This window comes from Billgrantia sp. Q4P2 (assembly GCF_052806135.1).
In genome coordinates this window covers 215,055-234,475 of sequence record NZ_JBRBAI010000003.1, presented here as the reverse complement: position 1 = coordinate 234,475, position 19,421 = coordinate 215,055, and the positions used below count along the sequence as shown (strand labels likewise).

General features: G+C 64.3%; 20 protein-coding genes. 13 read left to right on the top strand and 7 right to left on the bottom strand.

Annotated elements, in window-relative coordinates:
- The gene (locus ACUY1T_RS06535; protein ID WP_446021163.1) at positions 1 to 1,470 is read right to left on the bottom strand and encodes a dihydrolipoyl dehydrogenase; all 1,470 of its coding nucleotides are present in this window, start codon (positions 1,468 to 1,470) and stop codon (positions 1 to 3) included.
- 99 nt (positions 1,471 to 1,569) lie between these two features.
- Entirely contained in the window at positions 1,570 to 1,758 is a 189-nt protein-coding gene (locus ACUY1T_RS06530; protein ID WP_446021161.1) for a DUF3008 family protein, read from the bottom strand.
- 362 nt (positions 1,759 to 2,120) lie between these two features.
- Between ACUY1T_RS06530 and ACUY1T_RS06525 the strand changes: the two genes are divergently transcribed.
- From ACUY1T_RS06525 to ACUY1T_RS06495, 7 genes are all read left to right on the top strand, one after another.
- A complete protein-coding gene (locus ACUY1T_RS06525; RefSeq protein ID WP_446021159.1) occupies positions 2,121 to 3,431 on the top strand; it encodes a putative bifunctional diguanylate cyclase/phosphodiesterase in 1,311 nt (436 codons plus the stop codon).
- Positions 3,432 to 3,531: 100 nt separating this feature from the next.
- Entirely contained in the window at positions 3,532 to 3,729 is a 198-nt protein-coding gene (locus ACUY1T_RS06520; RefSeq protein ID WP_446021157.1) for a tautomerase family protein, read from the top strand.
- 15 nt (positions 3,730 to 3,744) lie between these two features.
- Positions 3,745 to 4,497: a creatininase family protein gene (locus tag ACUY1T_RS06515; protein ID WP_446021155.1), complete on the top strand. Its 753-nt coding sequence runs from the start codon at positions 3,745 to 3,747 to the stop codon at positions 4,495 to 4,497.
- A 23-nt stretch (positions 4,498 to 4,520) separates the two neighbouring features.
- Positions 4,521 to 5,360, top strand: a complete 840-nt coding sequence (locus ACUY1T_RS06510) for an alpha/beta hydrolase (RefSeq protein WP_446021153.1) — start codon at positions 4,521 to 4,523, stop codon at positions 5,358 to 5,360.
- Positions 5,361 to 5,616: 256 nt separating this feature from the next.
- Positions 5,617 to 6,087, top strand: a complete 471-nt coding sequence (locus ACUY1T_RS06505; RefSeq protein ID WP_446021151.1) for a hypothetical protein — start codon at positions 5,617 to 5,619, stop codon at positions 6,085 to 6,087.
- 75 nt (positions 6,088 to 6,162) lie between these two features.
- Positions 6,163 to 6,600, top strand: a complete 438-nt coding sequence (locus ACUY1T_RS06500) for a phage holin family protein (RefSeq protein ID WP_446021149.1) — start codon at positions 6,163 to 6,165, stop codon at positions 6,598 to 6,600.
- On the top strand, positions 6,597 to 7,688 hold the full coding sequence (locus tag ACUY1T_RS06495; RefSeq protein WP_446021147.1) for a DUF3618 domain-containing protein: 1,092 nt from the start codon (positions 6,597 to 6,599) through the stop codon (positions 7,686 to 7,688). The genes ACUY1T_RS06500 and ACUY1T_RS06495 overlap by 4 nt, the downstream gene beginning before the upstream one ends.
- A gap of 57 nt (positions 7,689 to 7,745) precedes the next feature.
- Here the strand turns inward: ACUY1T_RS06495 and ACUY1T_RS06490 are convergent, their stop codons facing one another.
- Positions 7,746 to 8,468 (bottom strand): YebC/PmpR family DNA-binding transcriptional regulator, encoded by a 723-nt coding sequence (locus ACUY1T_RS06490; protein WP_446021145.1) that lies wholly within the window; start codon positions 8,466 to 8,468, stop codon positions 7,746 to 7,748.
- Between the two features lie 148 nt (positions 8,469 to 8,616).
- On the opposite strand from ACUY1T_RS06490, the gene ACUY1T_RS06485 reads away from it, so the two are divergent.
- Complete coding sequence (locus ACUY1T_RS06485; protein ID WP_446021144.1) at positions 8,617 to 9,810, top strand: M24 family metallopeptidase; 1,194 nt, start codon at positions 8,617 to 8,619, stop codon at positions 9,808 to 9,810.
- 62 nt (positions 9,811 to 9,872) lie between these two features.
- Here ACUY1T_RS06485 and ACUY1T_RS06480 read toward each other — a convergent pair whose 3' ends face one another.
- A complete protein-coding gene (locus tag ACUY1T_RS06480; RefSeq protein ID WP_446021142.1) occupies positions 9,873 to 11,312 on the bottom strand; it encodes an FAD-binding oxidoreductase in 1,440 nt (479 codons plus the stop codon).
- Positions 11,313 to 11,520: 208 nt separating this feature from the next.
- Here ACUY1T_RS06480 and ACUY1T_RS06475 point away from each other — a divergent pair, with 208 nt between their 5' ends.
- The gene (locus ACUY1T_RS06475) at positions 11,521 to 12,531 is read left to right on the top strand and encodes a cupin domain-containing protein (RefSeq protein WP_446021141.1); all 1,011 of its coding nucleotides are present in this window, start codon (positions 11,521 to 11,523) and stop codon (positions 12,529 to 12,531) included.
- 97 nt (positions 12,532 to 12,628) lie between these two features.
- A complete protein-coding gene (locus ACUY1T_RS06470; RefSeq protein ID WP_446021139.1) occupies positions 12,629 to 12,850 on the top strand; it encodes a hypothetical protein in 222 nt (73 codons plus the stop codon).
- Between the two features lie 29 nt (positions 12,851 to 12,879).
- On the opposite strand, the gene ACUY1T_RS06465 is transcribed toward ACUY1T_RS06470, so the two are convergent.
- Entirely contained in the window at positions 12,880 to 13,491 is a 612-nt protein-coding gene (locus tag ACUY1T_RS06465; RefSeq protein ID WP_446021138.1) for a glutathione S-transferase family protein, read from the bottom strand.
- Positions 13,492 to 13,590: 99 nt separating this feature from the next.
- Positions 13,591 to 14,040: a redox-sensitive transcriptional activator SoxR gene (gene soxR, locus ACUY1T_RS06460; protein WP_446021136.1), complete on the bottom strand. Its 450-nt coding sequence runs from the start codon at positions 14,038 to 14,040 to the stop codon at positions 13,591 to 13,593.
- A 312-nt stretch (positions 14,041 to 14,352) separates the two neighbouring features.
- On the opposite strand from soxR, the gene ACUY1T_RS06455 reads away from it, so the two are divergent.
- Positions 14,353 to 16,245, top strand: coding sequence for an ABC transporter ATP-binding protein (locus ACUY1T_RS06455; protein WP_446021134.1), 1,893 nt, complete (start codon positions 14,353 to 14,355; stop codon positions 16,243 to 16,245).
- Positions 16,246 to 16,279: 34 nt separating this feature from the next.
- Positions 16,280 to 16,690, top strand: coding sequence for a RidA family protein (locus tag ACUY1T_RS06450; RefSeq protein WP_446021133.1), 411 nt, complete (start codon positions 16,280 to 16,282; stop codon positions 16,688 to 16,690).
- Here ACUY1T_RS06450 and ACUY1T_RS06445 read toward each other — a convergent pair.
- The gene (locus ACUY1T_RS06445; RefSeq protein WP_446021132.1) at positions 16,687 to 17,655 is read right to left on the bottom strand and encodes a LysR substrate-binding domain-containing protein; all 969 of its coding nucleotides are present in this window, start codon (positions 17,653 to 17,655) and stop codon (positions 16,687 to 16,689) included. The genes ACUY1T_RS06450 and ACUY1T_RS06445 overlap by 4 nt on opposite strands.
- A 461-nt stretch (positions 17,656 to 18,116) precedes the next feature.
- Here ACUY1T_RS06445 and ACUY1T_RS06440 point away from each other — a divergent pair, with 461 nt between their 5' ends.
- A complete protein-coding gene (locus ACUY1T_RS06440; RefSeq protein WP_446021599.1) occupies positions 18,117 to 19,319 on the top strand; it encodes an efflux RND transporter periplasmic adaptor subunit in 1,203 nt (400 codons plus the stop codon).
- Positions 19,320 to 19,421: the final 102 nt, after the last annotated feature.

Genomic DNA, 19,421 nt, shown 5'->3' with positions numbered 1-19,421 from the left:
CTAACCCCCGGGGCCATACTCGAGGCAGCGCTCGGTCATGGCCGGGCCCTGCAGCAGGGCGCTGTTGAGGTCGCGCAGGGCGCTGCGCAGGCCCTCCTCCAGTACCGGATGATAGAAGGGCATCTCCAGCATGCGCTCGACGCCCATCTTCTGCTCCAGCGCCCAGGCCAGCAGGTGAGCGATATGTTCCACGCGGGGGCCGAACAGCTCGGCACCGAGGAACTGGCCGGAACCGTGCTCGGCGTACAGGCGCATCAGGCCGCGGTTCTGGCGTATCACCACCGCGCGGCCCTGATCCTCGAAGGTGGCTTCACCTTCGGCGACTCCATCACAGCCGAAGCGCTGCGCCGCTTCGTCGCGGCTCAGGCCCACCGTAGCCATCTGCGGCTCGGTGAAGACGATCGACAGCGGCATACTGCGACGGCCTGCGCGGCGCTCGGGGTAGCGGCCGGCGTTATGCCCGGCGATACGGCCCTGCTGGTTCGCTTCGTGCAGCAGCGGTAGTTCCTGGCTGGCGTCCCCGGCGATGAAGACATGACTGCCATCGCCCTGGTCGCCAGCCTGGCGGCACTGCATGGTGAAGCGGTTGTAAAGGGGAACGCCCTTGTCGTCCAGCGCCAGGCCGGCGTTCTGCAGGTCGAGGCGGTCGAGGTTGGGGCGGCGCCCCGTGGCGGCCAGCAGGTAGTCGAAGCGTTCGGTCAGGCGGCGGCCGCTGCCGCGCTCGATGAAGCTGATCGCCACCTGGTCCCCGTCGCGCTCGATGGCTTCTACCTGAGCCGCGGGGTCGAGGTAGAACTCATCGTTGAAGATGCGTTCGGCGTAGTCACGCAGCGCCGGGTCCTGGAACGGGCCGAGCGAGCCGCTCCTGCCGAACATGCGAATACGCACGTCCAAGCGGCCGAGCGCCTGGCCAAGTTCCAGTCCGACGATGCCGGAGCCGAATACGGCCACCGATTCGGGCAGCTCTTCCCATTCGAAGATGGCGTCGCTATCGACCAGGCGATCGCCGGCCGGGGCGAAGGCCTTGGGCCAGTGGGGACGCGAGCCGGTTGCAATGATGATGGCCCGGGCGCGCAGGCGCAGATCGTCGCCGACACGCAGCGTATGTGGATCCTCGAAGCGGGCGTGGCCTCGGATACGATTTTCGGGCTCGATACGCTGCATGGAGGCGAGCACGCTCTCGACGAAGGCGTCGCGCTGACGCCTGACGCGGGCCATGACGTCCCGGCCGTTGACCTCGATGCTCCCGACTTCGATGCCGAAGCCAGCGGCCTCGCGGACCTGATGGGCCGACTCGGCAGCGGCGATCAGCAGTTTGGAAGGCATGCAGCCCACCCGGGCGCAGGTGGTTCCGGGCTCACCGCCCTCGATGAGTACTACCCGATCATGGTACTGCCTGGCCGTCTGCCAGGCACTCAGGCCGGCGGTGCCGGCTCCTATCACAGCGACTTCGACGTTGCTTTCCTGCATCGCTCGCCTCCCTTGACCCATTAGCATGGGCTCGAATGGCCCGACATGGTTAAAGCCTAGACGCCATTTGCCGGGAGTGATCGGTACAAGGCGGCGTGCTCACGACTTGCGGTTGTGGGTGGGTTTGTCCTTCTGGCTGGTCGAAGCCATCTTCTCGAGTTCCTTCTCGTCCATGGACTCGTACATCTGCTTCGATGCGCCTTCGAGTTCGCCGACCTTCTTCTCGCCGCGCTTGGCGGCAAGGGCGGCCCCGGCGGCCATTTGCTGGGCTTTTGATTTGGCTGGCATGGTCTGGTTCCTTCCTGTCGACACGGGATGGGTTTACCGATGTTCAGCTTAGTTTCAGCTTACTGTCGTAAAAGTTAGCCTGTGGCAAGGAAGCTTGTCGTTTCAATGTGTTACGGATGTCATGATTTGTTAGTCAAGAAAACACCGTTCTGCATGTAGGTGGCTGAGAACAGAACGGAAATAACTAAAATACGTTTTCCGGGGGTTTACAAAACCCCTTTTGACTGAGGGCTGTTTGCGTGATATTTGGACAATGCAAGACGGAAAATTATAACAATCTGGCGTGAGTTCATTCGGTTTGTCAGGAACACTTGATTCAAACTTTACGAATAAATCCGTTGATTCGCGGGGAAAGGAGTCTCATGCGCCAGCTTGTCATCCAGAGCCGATCCCAGGATCCGGCCAGCCAGTCCTGCCATGACGATGTCACTGGCCTGCACACGCGCCGCCACGCCGAGCATCATCTGGCGTCGTTGCTGGCGCGAGCCGCCGAGCAGGGTACGAAAGTCGCCGTCCTGCACATCGACATCGATCGCTTGAAGGAAATCAACCATTCGCTGGGAAGGCCCATGGGCGATGCCTGCCTGCGCTTGGTGGCGCAGCGGGTTACCGACATCGTCGATTTCAAGGGCGATGTCAGCCGACTCGACAGCGATGAGGTCATGGCCGTGATGCCCGACGTGGCAGCCTTGGAGTCGGTCATCCCGCTGGTCGAACGATTGCTGGAGCGTACCCGCCAGCCCATCGAGCTATCCGGGCGAACCCTCTTTGCCAGCTGCTGCATTGGGCTCGCGCTGTATCCCGACCATGGCGATACGGTCACCGAATTGATGCGACACGCCAACCTGGCCCGACGTAAGGCGCAGGCCAGGGGTAGCATGCAGTATTGCGTCTTCTCGTACGACCTGCTCGACAGCGGCCCCGATCGTATCGCGCTGCGCTGTGAATTGCGCGATGTCTTGGCACGCAGTGAAATGGAACTGCGCTATCGTCCCTTGCTCTGCGCCCGCAGCGGCCAGGTCGTGGCGGTGTCGGCCCAGCCGCGCTGGCGTTCGCCCCGCTTCGGTCTGCTGGAGGCGGCACAGTGGTTGCCTGCCGCCCGGGACAACGACCAGTTGCAGGAGATCTGCTGTTGGGTGCTGGCCAGGGCCTGTCGGCATGCTCGGTCCTGGTTTGAAGCAGGTTCCGGACTGCGGGTCGTCGTCAGCGTGCCGGCCGAAGGAGTGGTGGGCAACGTGCTGGTCGAAAGCGTCCGTGCCGCGCTCGAGGAGAGCGGCCTGCCAGCGGGGCTGCTCGAGATCGGGTTGACCGAAGGCGGGTTGATGCAGGAGCCCGATCATGTCGGCGCAGTGCTCGAGCGGCTCAAGGCGACAGGCGTGCGGCTTTCCATCGACGGTTTCGGCAAGGGGCCCTCCATCCTTGGCCACCTGAGCCTGTTTCCCATCGACACGCTGAAGCTCGATGCGCTGTTCATCGATGATTGCCTCGACAATCCGCGCCGCCAGGCCGTCATCCGCTCGGTCATCGGCATGGCGCACGAGCTGGGCGTACGCGTGGCGGCGAGCGGGGTCAGTTCACGCCACCAGGCCAATTACCTGCGCGAGCAGGGCTGCGACTTGTTGCAGGGCGGCCTGTGGGCGCGTTTGGAGTATAGCGACCCGCCCTCGGAGTAGCGGCGCCGCAGGGCGAGCATGCAGACGTGAGGTTGCGGCAAGGCCCCTTTGGGTCGACCATGAAGCCTTTCCATGACCCCCGCCCATGACAGGAGCCGACATGCCCATCGTGACCATCCAGCAGTTCCCGCGCGAGCTGGCGCAGAAGCGCGAACTCGCACGCCGTATCACCGAGGCCTTCGTCGAGGTCTATGGCGTCTCCGAGCAGAGCGTGCAGGTATTCTTCAACGAAGTGGACGGCGAAAGCTGGGCCAAGGCGGGAATGATGGGCTGCGATCGTAGCGGTGGGCAAGGCTGAACACGAGGAGGCGACATGCGACTGCAGCACGCTACCTGGCAGGAGGTCGAGACCTACCTGCAGCGCGAAACCGGTATCATCGTGCCAATCGGTTCTACCGAGCAGCATGGCCCCAACGGCCTGGTAGGCACCGACGCCATCTGCCCCGAGACGATCGCCTGGGAAATCGGCGAGCGCCATGGGGTGCTGGTGGCACCGACCCAGAACCTGGGCATGGCCCAGCACCACTTGGCGTTTCCCGGCACCATCAGCCTGCGTCCCAGCACGCTCATTGCCGTGCTGCAGGACACCGTGACTTCGCTGTCGCGTCACGGCTTCACGCATGTGTTCTTCCTCAACGGCCATGGCGGCAACATCGCTAGCCTGAGTGCGGCCTTCGCCGCAATCTACACCGAGCGCAGCATGGGCTTGGGTCTCCAGCCCGCCGGCGAGCTGCACCTTGCCACCAACAACTGGTTTGCCGGCCCGCGGGTGCGCGAACTGGCCGAGTCGCTCTATGGCGATGCCGAGGGCACCCATGCTACTGCCTCGGAGGTGGCGCTCTCCTGGTTCGCTCGCCCTGAAGCGATCAAGCGAGTGAGCATGTCGCCACGCATCGCCCCCCGCGGCAGCGCCCAGTGCGATGCCGACGAGTTCCGCCGTCGCTTCCCCGATGGCCGCATGGGCTCGGATCCGTCACTTGCCACCCTGGAGCATGGCGAGCGCTTCCTGGAGGCCAGCGTGGCCGATGTGTGGGAGGCGTACCGGGCTTTCACGCAGCCGGGCTAACGGCCAAAGAGAGAGGAGGATGAATGCTGCGCGTGATCTCCTCCCTGGCCGGTGTCTACGGCCTCGTGGTGTTGCTGGCCTGGTTCTTCCAGGAGCGACTTCTCTATCTGCCGCACATGGGGCGGGAACATGTCGCCACGCCGGCCGATCGCGGCCTGGCGTGGCAGCAGGTCGACCTGGTGACCGAGGATGGCGTGACCCTCGACGCCTGGTGGATCCCCGTCGAGGATGCCCGCGGCTACCTGCTGTTCCTGCATGGCAACGCCGGCAACATCTCCCATCGCCTCGATTCGATCCAGCAGTTCCATCGCCTGGGCCTGTCGGTACTGATCCTCGACTACCGCGGCTACGGCCGCAGCGAGGGCCGCCCCTCCGAGGAGGGCACGGCACGGGACGCCCGAGCCGGCTGGCGCTGGCTGACCGAGCAGGTGGGAGCGTCCGCCGATGAGATCGTGCTGTTCGGGCGCTCGCTGGGGGCGGCCGTGGCGGCAGAACTGGTCGCCTCGCTGGCGCCGCAGGTCCAGCCGGCGGCCGTGATCCTCGAGTCGCCGTTCCGTTCGGTGCCGGCGTTGGGGCAGCAACTCTATCCCTTCCTGCCGGTTCGCTGGCTGGCCACGCTGGACTATTCCACAGAGCGCTACGTGGCGCGTATCGAGGCGCCGCTGCTGGTGATCCACAGCCGCGATGACGAAATCATTCCTTTCTCTGAGGGTGAAGCGGTATTTCGGGCCGCAGGCGAGCCCAAGGAGTTGCTCACCATTCGTGGTGGCCACAACACCGGTTTCATCGAGAGCGAGCCGGAATATTCCTCGGCTATCGACGATTTCCTCGAACGCCATGCCGGAATGGCCACGCGGCCTTGAACTCTGTCATTCGACCTATTCTTGCCTGATTGTAGTGGTGTATCTCCCTGTTGGATTTGAGGCCATGAAAGGTAATCTTTTTTATCCGCCCATTGCGCTATTGTCATGCGCTTTTCTTCTCTCATGGAAAGCGAATTGACAGGCCTGCCACGAAGACTATTTTTCGAGTATCAGCCAAATTTTACGTCTGGATTGGACTGATTGCATGGAGCCCTTCTTGGGCGTGACGGCACATGGCAAAACATGGAGGTGGCAAATGAGTGATACCCATAGCCGCATGGATTCGGAGGCAAGTGCCGGCAACGGTAGCGGCCGGCATGGTCTCGATCGCGAGGAAATCCGCCACCAGGCGGAGGAGGCACGCGACGAACTGCGTGAGGCGGCCCGAGTGCAGGCCGAGAGCCTGCTCGATCGGCAGAAGGCTGCGGCGGCCGACCAAGCCGCGAAAGTGACCACGGTGCTGCACAAGATGGCGGATGAGTTCGAGCGCCAGGAGCAGCCCTACTTCTCCGGCTGCGTGAACGAGCTGGCCAAGCGCTCCGACGCCTTTTCACGCCACCTGCGCGAACGCGACCTGGAAACGCTGATGGAGCAGACCCGCCACTACAGTCGCCAGCACCCGGCATTGTTCATGGGGGGGGCCATTGCGGCCGGCTTCATGCTGTCCCGTTTCATGCGTAGCTCCAGCCACGGCAGCACCAGCCACAGCAACGTACCGGACCATTGAGTCGCAGCATGAGACGAAAGCGCTGGCTTTCGTCGAGTGAAGCTTTGCCGAAAGATGCAATGGAGGCGACACCTCATGGAAGCGAAAGACAGAATTCGTACGGGAGAGTCCACGATCGGCTCTCTCTTCTCTAGCCTGGCACGGGAAGTGACCTCACTGGTACGCAAGGAAACCGAGCTGGCCAAGGTCGAGATGAGCGAGAAGACCAGCCAGGCGGTGGGCGCTCTTGCATCGATCGCTATCGCCGGCGCGGTGCTGATGTGCGGTTTTCTAGTGCTGCTTGCCGCCGCGGTCTTTGGCCTCAATACCGTTCTTCCTCCCGAAACCACACCTTGGCTCTCCGCTCTTGTCGTCGGTGGGGTCGTGGTGGTGATCGGCCTCATCATGCTTCAAGCGGGGCGCAAGAAACTCAAGCAGGGAAACCTGATGCCAACGCGCACCATGGCGAGCCTGCGGCGCGACAAGGCGTTGACCCAGGAGCATGAAGAAGCGGTCAAGGAGGAGCTGAGATGAGCCAGGACGGTCGGCGCCGTACCGACGAGATCGAGAACGAGGTATACCAGGCGCGGGCGCGCCTGGACGAGACCCTTCATCAAATCGAAGAGAGACTTTCTCCAGAGCAGCTTATGAACACGACCTATGACTACCTACGCCAGGGCGGAGCCGAACGGCTCGTTTCCCGCCTGGGAAATACGATCAAGGAAAATCCGCTGCCCGTGATGGTAACCGGCATCGGCCTTGGCTGGCTGTTGCTGGCGCAGCGCAGCTCGCACCACGACCATGGGCAGTATGCCGTGCAGGGGGGCTACCCTGGCGCCACCATGCCGCGCACGCGGATGCCCAGCGGCGACGACATGCCCGCCAGCGGCGGTCATGAAACCATTAGCGGAGCCGGCACCACGACCCTCGGGCATGACCCTGCGGCGCTGGGGGCGACACCCCGGCACGGCGACGAGGCGCATGGCCACGGCATGACCCGCAAGGCGCACCAGATGGCCGAAAACCTGCGTGACAGGGCCGAACACCTGGGCGACCAGGTCAAGGAGCGTACCCAGAATATGAGTGAGCAGATGCGCGAACGCTCCTCGCACCTGTGGGATCGCCAGCATTCCGCCATGCAGTCGGTCACCCATCGCGCTCAGGATGCGGGTACCCAGGCCACTCACTTCGTGCAGGAACATCCGTTGGTGGCCGGCGCGCTGGGGGTGGCCGTGGGCGCCGTGCTCGGCAGCCTGTTCTCGCCGACCCGCGTGGAGAACCGCCATCTTGGCGCAATGCGCGACCGAGCCCTGCTTCGCGCCGAGGAGGCTGGCCAGGAGCAGCTCGAGCGGGCCGAGGAAAAGATCCATGAGACCGCCGAGCGGGTCAAGGAAGAGGCTCGTTCGATGCACTCCTCACACGCGACGTCCCCAAAGGCGCCGTCGTCGAACTCCTCGGGCTATGTAGAGAATCCCTCCAGCGAGGAACGCTTCGCCAAGGCCGGCGCTTCCGAGCCGGGCAGTTCGCAGCCGTCCGCCGGCGAAGCGGTCAGGAAGGGCGGTACCAGTGCGCCCAGCGCAAAGCCGCCGGGCAGCAGCTCTTCACCTGCCAAGGGCGGTTGATACCGCTTGGAGCCACTGTCGAGCGACGTGCCGTGCCGGTGACTCCGGCGCGGCGCGTCAGGATGCCACTTCGGCGTTGTGGAAGACGTTCTGCACGTCGTCCAGGTCGTTGAGGGCGTCGATCAGCTTCTCGAACATGGCCACGTCGTCACCCTCGACCGGAGTCGTGGTCTGGGGCACGAACTGGATCTCGTCGACCTCGAACTCGATCTCGCCGAAGGTGTCGATGAGCGCCTGCTTGGCCTTGGCATACTCGGTATGCGGGGCGAAGACGGTGATATGGCCCTCTTCATTCTCGATGTCGGTGACGTCGACATCGGCCTCCATCAGCGCTTCCAGCACAGCCTCCTCGTCGCTGCCGGCAAAGGCGAGAATGGCGCAGTGGTCGAACATGTGGCTGACGCTGCCCGGGGTGCCGAGCTTGCTCTTGGCCTTGTTGAAGCAGGCGCGCACGTCGCCGAAGGTGCGATTGGGGTTGTCGGTCAGGCAGTCGACGATGACCATGCAGTTGCCCGGACCGAAGCCCTCGTAGCGGGCCGGTGAGTAGTCCTCGCCGCCCACGCCGCTGGCCTTGTCCAGCGCCTTCTCGATCACGTGGCTCGGTACCTGGTCCTTCTTGGCGCGCTCCATCAGGCCGCGCAGTGTCAGGTTGCCGTTGGGGTCGGTGCCGCCCTGCTTGGCGCAGACGTAGATCTCGCGCCCGTACTTGCTGTACACCTTGGTCTTGGCGGCGGCCGTTTTGGCCATGGATTCCTTGCGGTTCTGAAAGGCCCTGCCCATAAACGTTGTCCTGTTGCATCGGATACGAGGCTGGATTCTACGAAACCGGCCTGTCCGGGAACAGCCCTATTTCGCCTTGCTGACGGCTGACGTGATACGGAGCACGACTACACTGCTCTGAGATTCCCGCGATTGACGGAGCCACGCCATGGATCATCACCAGTATCGCCACGCCCTGGCGGCACGGCTCGAGGCCAGCGAACTGGCTTTTTCCGAAAGCGAGTTCGATGCCCGCCTGGCCCGCGTTCGCCGCGCCATGCAGGAGGCCGGCCTGGACGCCCTGCTGCTGACGGACCCCGCCGACATCTACTACCTGACCGGTTACAACACCTTCGAGGTATCGGTGCATACCTGCCTCGTCTGCTCGGTCGAACGGCTGGTACTGCAGGTGCCCTCCATCGAGACCGGGCCGGCGGTGGTCACCGCCCGGGTCGACGAGTTGCTGGGCTATCGCTGGGAGGGCATCGCCGAGGTGCTCGATCCCCTGACCGAGACCCTGGCCCCCTTTCGCGCCATTGGCCTGGATCTCTACGGGGCGGGGCTGCGCCACGGGGTACTGCGCGAGCTGCAGAGGCGCCTGGGCGTCGAGCGCTTCCGCGACGATGGCGGCGATCTGCTCGACCGCATTCGTATCGTCAAGAGCGAAGCGGAACTCGCCTGCCTGCGCGAGAGCGCCCGGATCACCTCGCTGGGGATCGCCGCGGCCACGCGGGTCATTACCGCCGGCATGACGGACAGCGACGTGGCGGCGGAGGGCGCCCGCGCCATGCTGGCGGCCGGCAGCGAGTTCATGAGCATGCAGCCCATCGTCACCGCCGGCCGGCGCATCAGCGTGATCCACATGAACCATCAGCGCCATCGCATCGCGCCCGACGAGCCGGTGTTCCTGGAGTTCGGCTCCGCCTACCGGCGCTACACCGCGCCGATGATGAAGACGGTCGTGGCGGGCCGCGCCTCACCGCAGATGTTGGTGCTGCGCGATGTATGTCGCGACCTGTTCGAGTCCTTGGGCGCCTCGATGCGCCCCGGCAACACCTTCGACGATGCTGCCCGGGCCGCCGAGGCCGTGCTCGAGCCCCATGCCGATCGGGTGTTCTTCTCGGGCGTGTTCGGCTACGCCGTGGGCGCCCAGTTTCCGCCCAGCTGGGTCGAGGGCAGCGGCTATATCGCCCGTGGGCAGCAGCGCGAATTCGAAGCCGACATGGTCTTTCACCTGCCGCTCTGCCTGCGTGTCCCGGGCGTGTGGGGCGTTGGGCTCAGCGATACCGTGCGGGTCACGCCGCAGGGCGCAGAGCCGCTCACCGACAATGACTGGAAGCTGGTCGAGAGCGATGCCACCTGAGCGGGCAAGCCGACGGTGGTTGAGCAAAGAGAGGCCTGGCCCGCGATGGCGGGCCAGGTGGGTCAGGCTGAACGGGCCAGCTCCATCGGGGCGATGTTCTGGTTCACGCGGAACAGGTTGTCGGGATCGTACTGCTGCTTGAGCTGCTGCAACCGGAGGTAGTTTTGCGCATAGGCGCTGTCGACGCGGCCGTCCTCATCCTCGGTGAAGAAGTTGACGTAGCCGCCGCCGGTGGCAAACGGTGTGGTGTCGCGAAACACCTGCCGTGCCCAATCGCGAACGGTGTCATCCTGCCCCGGGTCCTGCCAGCGACCATGCACGTTCATCACGAAATTGGCGTTGCGCCCGGCGTAGGCGGTAGCGGTCTCGTCCACGTCGCCCATGGCACCTCCCAATTGGGCAATGAAGGTTTCGCACTCGGGGCCGGGCAGCGTCGCCGCTCCCTGGATCACGGCGTCGATCAGGTCGTCGCTGACCTCGACGAAGTTGTGGGACTTCCAGTAGTTCCTGGCGCCCGGTGCCAGCAGTGGGTCGAATGCGGTCTGGAACCCGGCGTAGGGCTGGGGGCCAAGCATGCTACCGAGCGGGTCGCCGAAGCCGAGTACCTCCGTGGCCAGGCGTTCGCCCGTGGCGATATCGCCGTGGTGCAGCAGGGCGAACACCACGACTTCCTTGCCGTGCACCGACTCGGGCAGGAAGGGCAGCGGAGGCGCCTGGCGCAGCACCGTCCATATGCTGAATTCGCGGGGGGCGTTGGCGGCAAAGTCGCGCCAGGCCTGCAGCACCTGCTTGGCCTGGGCGAAGGGGAACACGACCAGGCCGGCATAGACCTCAGGCCCCACGGGGTGTAGCTGGAACTCGAAAGAGGTGACCACGCCGAAGTTGCCGCCGCCACCGCGAATGGCCCAGAACAGCTCCGGCTCCTGAGTGGCCGAGACGACGCGCAACTCGCCGTCGGCGGTCACGATATCGGCGGAGAGCAGGTTGTCTGCGGTCAGGCCATGTTGGCGAGTCAGCCAACCGAAACCGCCGCCCAGGCACAGGCCAGCCACTCCGGTGGTGGAATTGATGCCGAGTGGCGTGGCCAGGCCGAAGGCTTGGGTTTCATGGTCGACGTCACCCAGCAAGGCACCCGCGCCAACGCGTGCGGTACACTGGTCGGGATCGACCCGTACGTGGCGCATCGGTGAGAGGTCGATCGTCAGGGCGCCGTCGGCAATGGCATTGCCGGCAATGTGGTGACCGCCACCGCGCACGCTGAGCAGCATACGGTGCTGGTGGGCAAAATCGACCGCATGGCGCACATCCTGGGTACCCAGGCAGCGGGCAATGAGGGCGGGGTGGCGATCGACCATGCCATTCCAGACGCGGCGCGCTGGCTCGTATTCGTTATCGGCAGCGGTTAGCACGCCGCCGCGGATGTGCTGGGAAAACGATTCGACCTGCTCGGAGGATAGCGAGGCGAGTTCGCCGTCCAGGCTGCGGTAGGTCAGGGATTGCATGGTGCTTCTCCTTGCTTACGTCTGCAGTTGTCATGAATGTTGTTGCGACGTAAGCCAGTATCGATTCTTGTCACTCTGCGTGACTGACTGGGACTCCAGACGAATTGCTCCGAAATCCGATTCCGGCATGGCGATTGGCGGCATCGTCCCCGATACTGCTTCAGACAGGGCGCGCGCTGCCATCTCATCGGCCCTGGGCGGGGCAGGCATGAGCCAGGACACGTTGTCGGTTGTTCTACGCTGCGTACGGCTACGCGGCGCGGTGTTCTATCACGTCGAAGGCGATACTCGCTGGGTCAGCGAATCGCCCTCGGCGATAGAAATCGCCGACCTGATCATGCCGGGTGTCGAGCATGTGATGGCCTATCATGTGCTGACCCACGGTAGCTGCTGGGCATCGGTCGTCGACGAACCGCCGGTGGCCCTGCACGAAGGGGACGTGGTGATCTTCCCTCGCGGTGATCCGCATGTGATGTCGAGTGAGCCCGGCATGCGAGGCCAGGTGGATCTCAGTCCTTACGCTCTTCCGCGCCCCGAGCAGTTGCCCTATTTCGCCAGCCAGCGCGGCAGCTCGATGCGGATGTCGCGCCTGGATCCCGAGCAGGAGCGGCACAGCGCTACCCTGGTGTGTGGCTTCTTCGGCTGCGATGCCAACCCCTTCAACCCCCTTCTGGACAGTCTGCCGCACCTGCTGCATGTGCCCGCGAGGCAGGACGACGACGATTGGATCGCCCACTTCATTCGCTTCGCCCTGGCTGAATCGATCCATAAGCGACCGGGGGGCGAAGCGCTGCTCGAACGGCTCAGCGAGGCCATGTTCGTCGAGTTGGTGCGCCGATACCTGGAAACGATGCCGGAAGGGCAGTCGACCTGGCTGGCCGGCCTGCAGGATCGACATGTCGGTCGCGCTCTGGCATTGCTGCACCAGCGGCCGGGTGATGCCTGGACGATCGACAAACTCGCCGCTTGCACCGGGTTGTCGCGCTCCGCGCTACACGAGCGTTTCGCTCGCTTTACCGGACACGCCCCGATGCACTACCTCGCCAAGTGGCGCATGCAGGTTGCCGCTGGCCTGCTGCGCCAGACCCGCGCCTCGGTGGCATCGATCGCCCTCGAGGTCGGCTACGAATCGGAAGCGGCCTTCAGCCGGGCCTTTCGTCGTGAAACCAGCTTGCCCCCGGCGACCTGGAGGCGGCGACAAACCCGGCCCATGCAATGACAGGTACTATACTTGAGGCGCACGAGGACAAGCCTGCACACGGCTTCTCCCAACCCAGTTGCCACGAGACCAGTTGCCACGAAAGAAGGAGGGTGCCATGACCCTGACCGTAACGGCGACCTACCATGACCTGATGAAGGCCACCAACGCCTACGATGAGCTGATCTCGGAGGGCTTCCCGCGCGAAAAGCTCTATTTCGACAAGGAGGCGCACCAGATCAAGGTGATCGTGCCGGATACCTCGAAAGACGGGGCAGAGAAAATTCTCGGCCGCCATCAGCCGGACGACCTCTGGGCGCGTCCCTACGAGACGCAGTGACCTGCGGTGCAGAGGGTATCGGTTGAAACCTAGGCCATGGCCTGGTCGTCGAGCGCAGTGGCGCGCCGATAGGCATCGCGATCGCTGACCCGCGACCAGTAGTCGACGAAGGCCGGGCACGATTCCAGGCTGCCGAACAGCAGCCCCCAGCCGATGTGCGAGCCGAGGTAGACATCGGCCGCGGTGAAGCGGGGGCCGGCAATGTACTCGTGCTCGCTCAGCGCCTGCTCCAAGGTCTCGAGCACCGCTTCGATGGTGCCGTAGCCCACACGGCCCTGCTGCTCGACATTGGGTTCCATGCCCAGGTCGCGGTCCGTCATGGCGGCCTCCAGCGGGCCGGCGGCAAAGAACAGCCAACGATAGTAGGCGCCGCGCTCGGTTAGTGGCGGGGCCAGGCCGGCGGCGGGAAAGGCGTCGGCCAGGTAGGCGCAGATGGCGGCGCACTCGGTCACCACGGTATTGCCGTGCTGCAGTGCCGGGACCTTGCCCATGGGGTTGATGAGAAGGTAGCCGGGTGCTTTCATCGCCGGGCCGTAGGGAAGGTTTTCGGTGCGGTAGGGGGCACCGACCTCTTCCAGCATCCAGCGGGCGATGCGCCCGCGAGACATGGGATTGGTGTAGAGGACGAGGGTATCGTGCATGGCAGCTCTCTCCGTGGCTCCCACCAAGATAGCAGCTCCCGAAGGAGACGTAGCTGAACGGTTAACGAACGGTTAAACGATGCCGAGGCAGGCGGTAAGTCAATCGGGATCGAGCAGGCGTGGCCCCGTGCCCTCGGCGGCCAGTTCGTCCTCTGGGTTGCGCAGCGGGCAATCCCCCATCGACAGGCAACCGCAGCCGATGCAGTGATCGAGCTGGTCGCGCAGATGGGCGAGGCGGGTGATCCGCTCGTCCAGAGCGTGCCGCCAATTCGCCGAGAGACGCCGCCAGTCGGCAGCGGTGGGAGCCCGGAAGTCCGGCAGCGCTTCGAAGGCGTTACGAATCTCGGCCAGGGTGATGCCGGTACGCTGAGCGACCTTGATGATCGCCACGCGGCGTAGCACGTCGCGGGAGAAACGCCGCTGATTGCCGGCGTTGCGGCGGCTCTTGATCAGCCCCTTGGCTTCGTAGAAGTGAATGGCGGAAACCGCCAGGCCGCTGCGCTTCGCGACTTCGCCAACACTGAGGTCACGCTGGAGGTGGGCCGGCATCTTCCGTCTCCTTGAGTTTGGCTGAGGAGGCGTTTTTAGCGCTTCGCCAGGTGTCTGGCAAGTCATGGTACCTACCCTCGTAGTTTGAGCTTCATATATAAGCGCCATTGATGAAAAGAATCACCAGGTTTGATTTTGCATCCACTCGCAAGGCTCGTATGGTATTCAGCTCTTTTTGCAAAATTTTTCCAACGACTCTCTTGACCTCAATTTAAGTTTAGGTTTTAGCCTGCACTCTGTCAGCCAGTCTGGAGCATATTCGGGAAGCTCCAGACTTGCTGTTTCCTAAGTTTTCTTGACGATGGAGTTGTCATGTTCCGTTACTTCGAGACGCTGGTGGACCCCTATCCCTCGGGGCAGACCGGGACGCCGCCGCGGGGGCTCATCGCCTTCGTCCTGCACTTCTCGCGGCCGCTGCTGCCGCTGCTGGCGGCGCTGGCGCTGTTGACGGCGCTGGTCTCGGCCGCCGAGGTGATGTTCTTCAGCTACATGGGCGACCTGGTGGACTGGCTCTCGGATGCCGAGCGCGAGGGGTTCTTCACCGAGTACGGCTGGCGCCTGGCCGGCATGGCGGCACTGGTGGCGATCGGCTTGCCGCTGCTGACCCTGCTGCAGTCGCTGGTGATGCACCAGGGCATCTTCGGCAACTATCCCATGCTCGGCCGCTGGATGGCGCACCGCCACATGCTCAGCCAGAGCCTGGCGTTCTACCAGGACGAGTTTGCCGGGCGCGTTTCGCAGAAGGTGATGCAGACGGCATTGGCGATCCGCGAGACGGTCACCAAGATGCTCGACCTGATGGTCTACGTGCTGGTCTATTTCGCCGGCGCCATGCTGCTGATGGGCCAGGCCGAACCCTGGCTGATGCTGCCGCTGCTGGTGTGGCTGGCCGGCTACGTGGCGATACTGTGGTACTTCGTACCGCGCTTGCGGCGGGTTTCCATGGCCCAGGCCGATGCACGTGCGGTGATGACCGGGCGCATCGTCGATAGCTACAGCAACATCCAGACCATCAAGCTGTTTGCCGATACCCGGCGCGAGCAGGCCTATGCCCGCGATGCCATGGAGCAGTTCATGGTCACCGTGCATCGCCAGATGCGTCTGGCCACCGGGCTCACCGTGAGCCTGACCCTGCTCAACTCGCTGCTGCTGGCTGGGGTGGCGGCGGTGGCCATCGGTGCCTGGTACCTCGGGGCCGTATCGCTTGGCATCATCGCCGTGGCCATCGCCCTGGTAATGCGTATTCGCTTCATGTCCAACTGGATCCTGTGGGAGGTGGCGGGACTGTTCGAGAACATCGGCACGGTGCAGGACGGCATCAACACCATTGCCCAGGAGCCGACGATCAAGGACGCGCCCGATGCCACCGAGCTCACGGTTCCTCGCGGCGAGATTCGCTTCGAAGCGATGCGCTTCGGCTACGCCCGCCCGGATGGTGAGACGAATCGGGTGTTCGATGGCTTCACGCTGAACATCGCGCCGGGCGAGAAGGTCGGCCTGATCGGACGTTCGGGGGCCGGCAAGTCGACCCTGGCCAATCTGCTGCTGCGCTTCTATGACCTCGAGGGCGGGCGCATCCTGATCGATGGCCAGGACATCTCCCGGGTTACCCAGGAGTCGCTGCGCCGGAAGATCGGTATGGTCACCCAGGACACCTCGCTGCTGCATCGCTCGGTGCGCGACAACATCCGCTACGGCAGCCCCGATGCCAGTGAGGAGGAGATCCGGGAGGCGGTACGCCGTGCCCACGCCGATACCTTCATCGATGAGCTGGTGGATCTCGAAGGTCGCCGCGGTCTGGATGCTCACGTCGGCGAGCGCGGCGTCAAGCTTTCCGGGGGGCAGCGCCAGCGCATCGCCATCGCCCGGGTGCTGCTCAAGAACGCGCCGGTCCTGGTGCTCGACGAGGCCACCTCGGCGCTCGACTCCGAAGTCGAGGCCGCCATTCAGGAGCAGCTCGACACGCTGATGGTGGGCAAGACGGTGATCGCCATCGCGCACCGGCTGTCGACCATCGCCATGCTCGACCGACTGGTAGTCATCGACGAGGGAGAAATCGTCGAGAGCGGTACCCACCGTGAGCTGCTGGCGCGTGACGGGCTTTACGCCTCGCTGTGGCGCCGCCAGTCGGGTGGTTTCCTGGGGCTGGATACCGGGGAGGACACCGAGCGCCGACATGGAAAGCCGCTGGACGTGGCGCCTTGAGTCAATCACAACCCTTGGCGAAAGGAGGGGAGGTATGAAAGGTGTGCAACGGGAAGCCATCAACCCGCGTGGACTGCCGAATACGCTGCAGTACGGTTTCAGCCAGGCCGTGATGGTGAAGGGGGGCTATCGCGTACATCTCTCGGGGCAGGTCGGTGTCGATGCCCACGAGTGCCTGGTTGGCCCCGACCTCGAGGGCCAGACCTTCGCCGCGCTGGACAACATCGAAGCGATACTCGGCACGCTGGGAGGCGACCTGTCTCACGTGGTGATGCTGCGCATCTATATCGCCGAGCCCGCCCGTTACGATCAGGAGGGCGTGGTGCAGGCGCTGCGCTCGCGTTTCCCCCAGTCGCCGCCGGCAACCTCCTGGGTGATCGTCAGCGGGCTCTCGGAGCCGGAGTGGCTGATCGAGATCGAGGCAGAAGCGGTGCTGCCGGATTAGGCCAGCGCTTTATCTTCCTCGGGCTCTGCGGCATGCACTGGTGGCTGCCAGGCGGGAGTCTGCAGTTTCATGTGCATGCGCTCCACCACGAAGTCGACGAAAGTGCGTACCTTGGGCGAGATGAGGCTGCCGCCGGGGAACACGGCGTGCAGCTCCGTCTCGGGACCTTCCCACTCCTCCAGGATTCGCCGCGGGCGCTCGGTTGCCGGGCCAAGGCAGACGACGAACTCGCTGGCCAGCATGATGCCCTGGCCGTCGGCCAGCAGGTTGCGCAGCACGAAGGGGTCGTTGGCGATGGCCACGGGATCGACCTCGGCCTCGATCGCTTCGCCGCTCTGCGCATGGCGCAGGTGCCAGAGGAAGCGCTGCCCGCGCCGATCCTTGCTGCTGGCCAGGGCGGGAAGGCCAACGAGTTCTGAGGGGTGGCGCGGTTCACCGTAGCGGGCCACGTAACCTTCACTGGCATAGACGTAGGAGCGGTAGCGCGCCAGCGTACGGGCCATCAGTGAGGAGTCGGGCAGGGGGCCGACGCGCAGGGCGACGTCGATCTGCTCGGCCACCAGGTCGAGACGCTCGTTGGAGAGCACCAGCTCGATGCGCACCTGGGGATAGAGCTTGCGGAAGTCCTCGATCAGTACCGAGGTGAATTCGGTACACAGGGTGAAGGGGGCGGTTACTCGTAGCCAGCCGCGTGGGCTCTCTTCGAGATGCTGCACGGCCTTTTCCGCCTCGCCCAGGTCGCGGGCGATGCGATTGCAGTAGTCGAAGTAGATGGCACCGGCCTCGGTCAGGCTCAGGTTGCGAGTGGTGCGGTTCAGCAACCGGGCACCGAGGTGCCGCTCCAGGTCCTGTACCTTGCGACTGACCGTCGTCTTTCCAAGACGAAGTTGCTTGGCGGCGGCGCTGAAGCTGCCCTGCTCCACGACCTTGGCAAAGATCAGGGCGTCGTTGAGATCTTGCAGCATGGTTATTGTCCTGTGCCGTGCATGCAATGTCAGGGGAAACACTGCGGGAAGAAAGACGAGAACGGCTGCACGGTGACTGTCCCGTCAACGGGACAGTATTTCCCTGTCGGCCCGACTAATCAAGTGACCGGTAACACTATATCGTGGCGTTCGGAAAATTTTTCGTTGTCGATTAATTACGCCGTCGAACGATATTAATAACGTCAGATAAAAGAGTTAAGAAAAACGGAATCTTGGCGAAAGCCTGCCGGTCGCGGCTAAGGAAGCGCTGAACAAGTCGACGAGCGAGATGAAGCGCAAGGCGCACGGAGCACAGGAACCGGAGCATATGGGTTATATGTGAGGATTCCGAGCACCGCGCAACGCAGCGATTCGCTCGCGCAGGCATTTGTGCAGTGTTTCCGTGACATGCAAGCGGCTACTTTGCACTTGGGAGAAAAGAAACAATGAACGTCCACAAGATGTTCGGGAGTCGAGGGAGTCGGCAACTCTTCATGGTCACCGCCATGGTTGCCGGACTCATCGTTCTGACGGGTTGCGATAGCCTGGCGGATGGAGGCCAGGAGGAAGGGGCTCAGCAGGGCCCGCCGCCGCCCCAGGTCAGTGTGGCCCAGGTGCTGGTCGAGGACGTCGAGCTGTGGGATGCCTTCACCGGCCGTATCGAGGCGGTGGAAACGGTCGACTTGCGCCCGCGCGTGTCGGGCTACATCGACAGCATCCACTACACCGAAGGCCAGGAAGTCGAGAAGGGCGACGTGCTGTTCATCATCGACCCGCGCCCCTATCGCGCCGAGCTGGAACGCGCCGAGGCCGAGCTTCAGCGGGCCCGGGCGCGGGCCGAGCTGGCACGCAGCGAAGCCGCTCGGGCAGAGGCGCTGGCGCAGAGCCGCTCGATCTCGCGCGAGGAACTGGACCAGCGACGCTCTGCGGCGGCCACCGCCGAGGCCGACATCCTGGCTGCCCAGGCCATCGCCGAGACGGCCCGGCTCAACATGGAGTTCACCGAAGTGCGTGCGCCCATCGCCGGACGTGCCGGCAGGGCGATGGTCACTCCGGGCAACCTCGTTTCCGAGGACACGCCGCTGACTCGTATCGTCGCCCTGGATCGGGTCCATGTGCACTTCCACAGCGACGAGCGGGCCTATCTGCACTACGACGCCATGGCGCGCAACGGCAGCCAGGCCAGTTTTCGCGAGGGTGGCATACCGGTGCGTGTGGGCCTGGCCAATGACGAGGGCTACCCCTACCGCGGTGAGGTCGACTTCGTCGACAACCACCTCGATGCCGAGGCCGGCACCATCCTGACCCGTGCCGTGCTCGACAACAGCGAGGGCCGTTTCGCCCCGGGCATGTACGCACGCGTGCAGCTGCTGGCGGGGGAGGCGGAGGGCTCCCTGCTGATCGACGACAAGGCGGTACTCACCGACCAGGACCGCAAGTACGTCTACGTGGTCGACGAGGAGGGCCGCGCCATGCGTCGCGACGTGCAGCTGGGGCGCATGGCCGATGGACTGCGTGTCGTCGCCGCCGGTCTCGAGCCCGGTGATCAGGTGGTCGTGAATGGTGCCCAGCGGATCTTCTTCCCCGGCATGCCGGTGGCGGCGGAGAGCGTCGACATGCGCGGCCAGACCGAGGGCGGCAACGAACTGGCCGCCACACGCTGACCGGACCAGGCTCCACATCACCGATGTGACATAACAAACGTCATAAACCCCTGAACGACATCTTCGGCGCGGACGTGGCTTTCCGCGCCGGGAGGGAGTCTT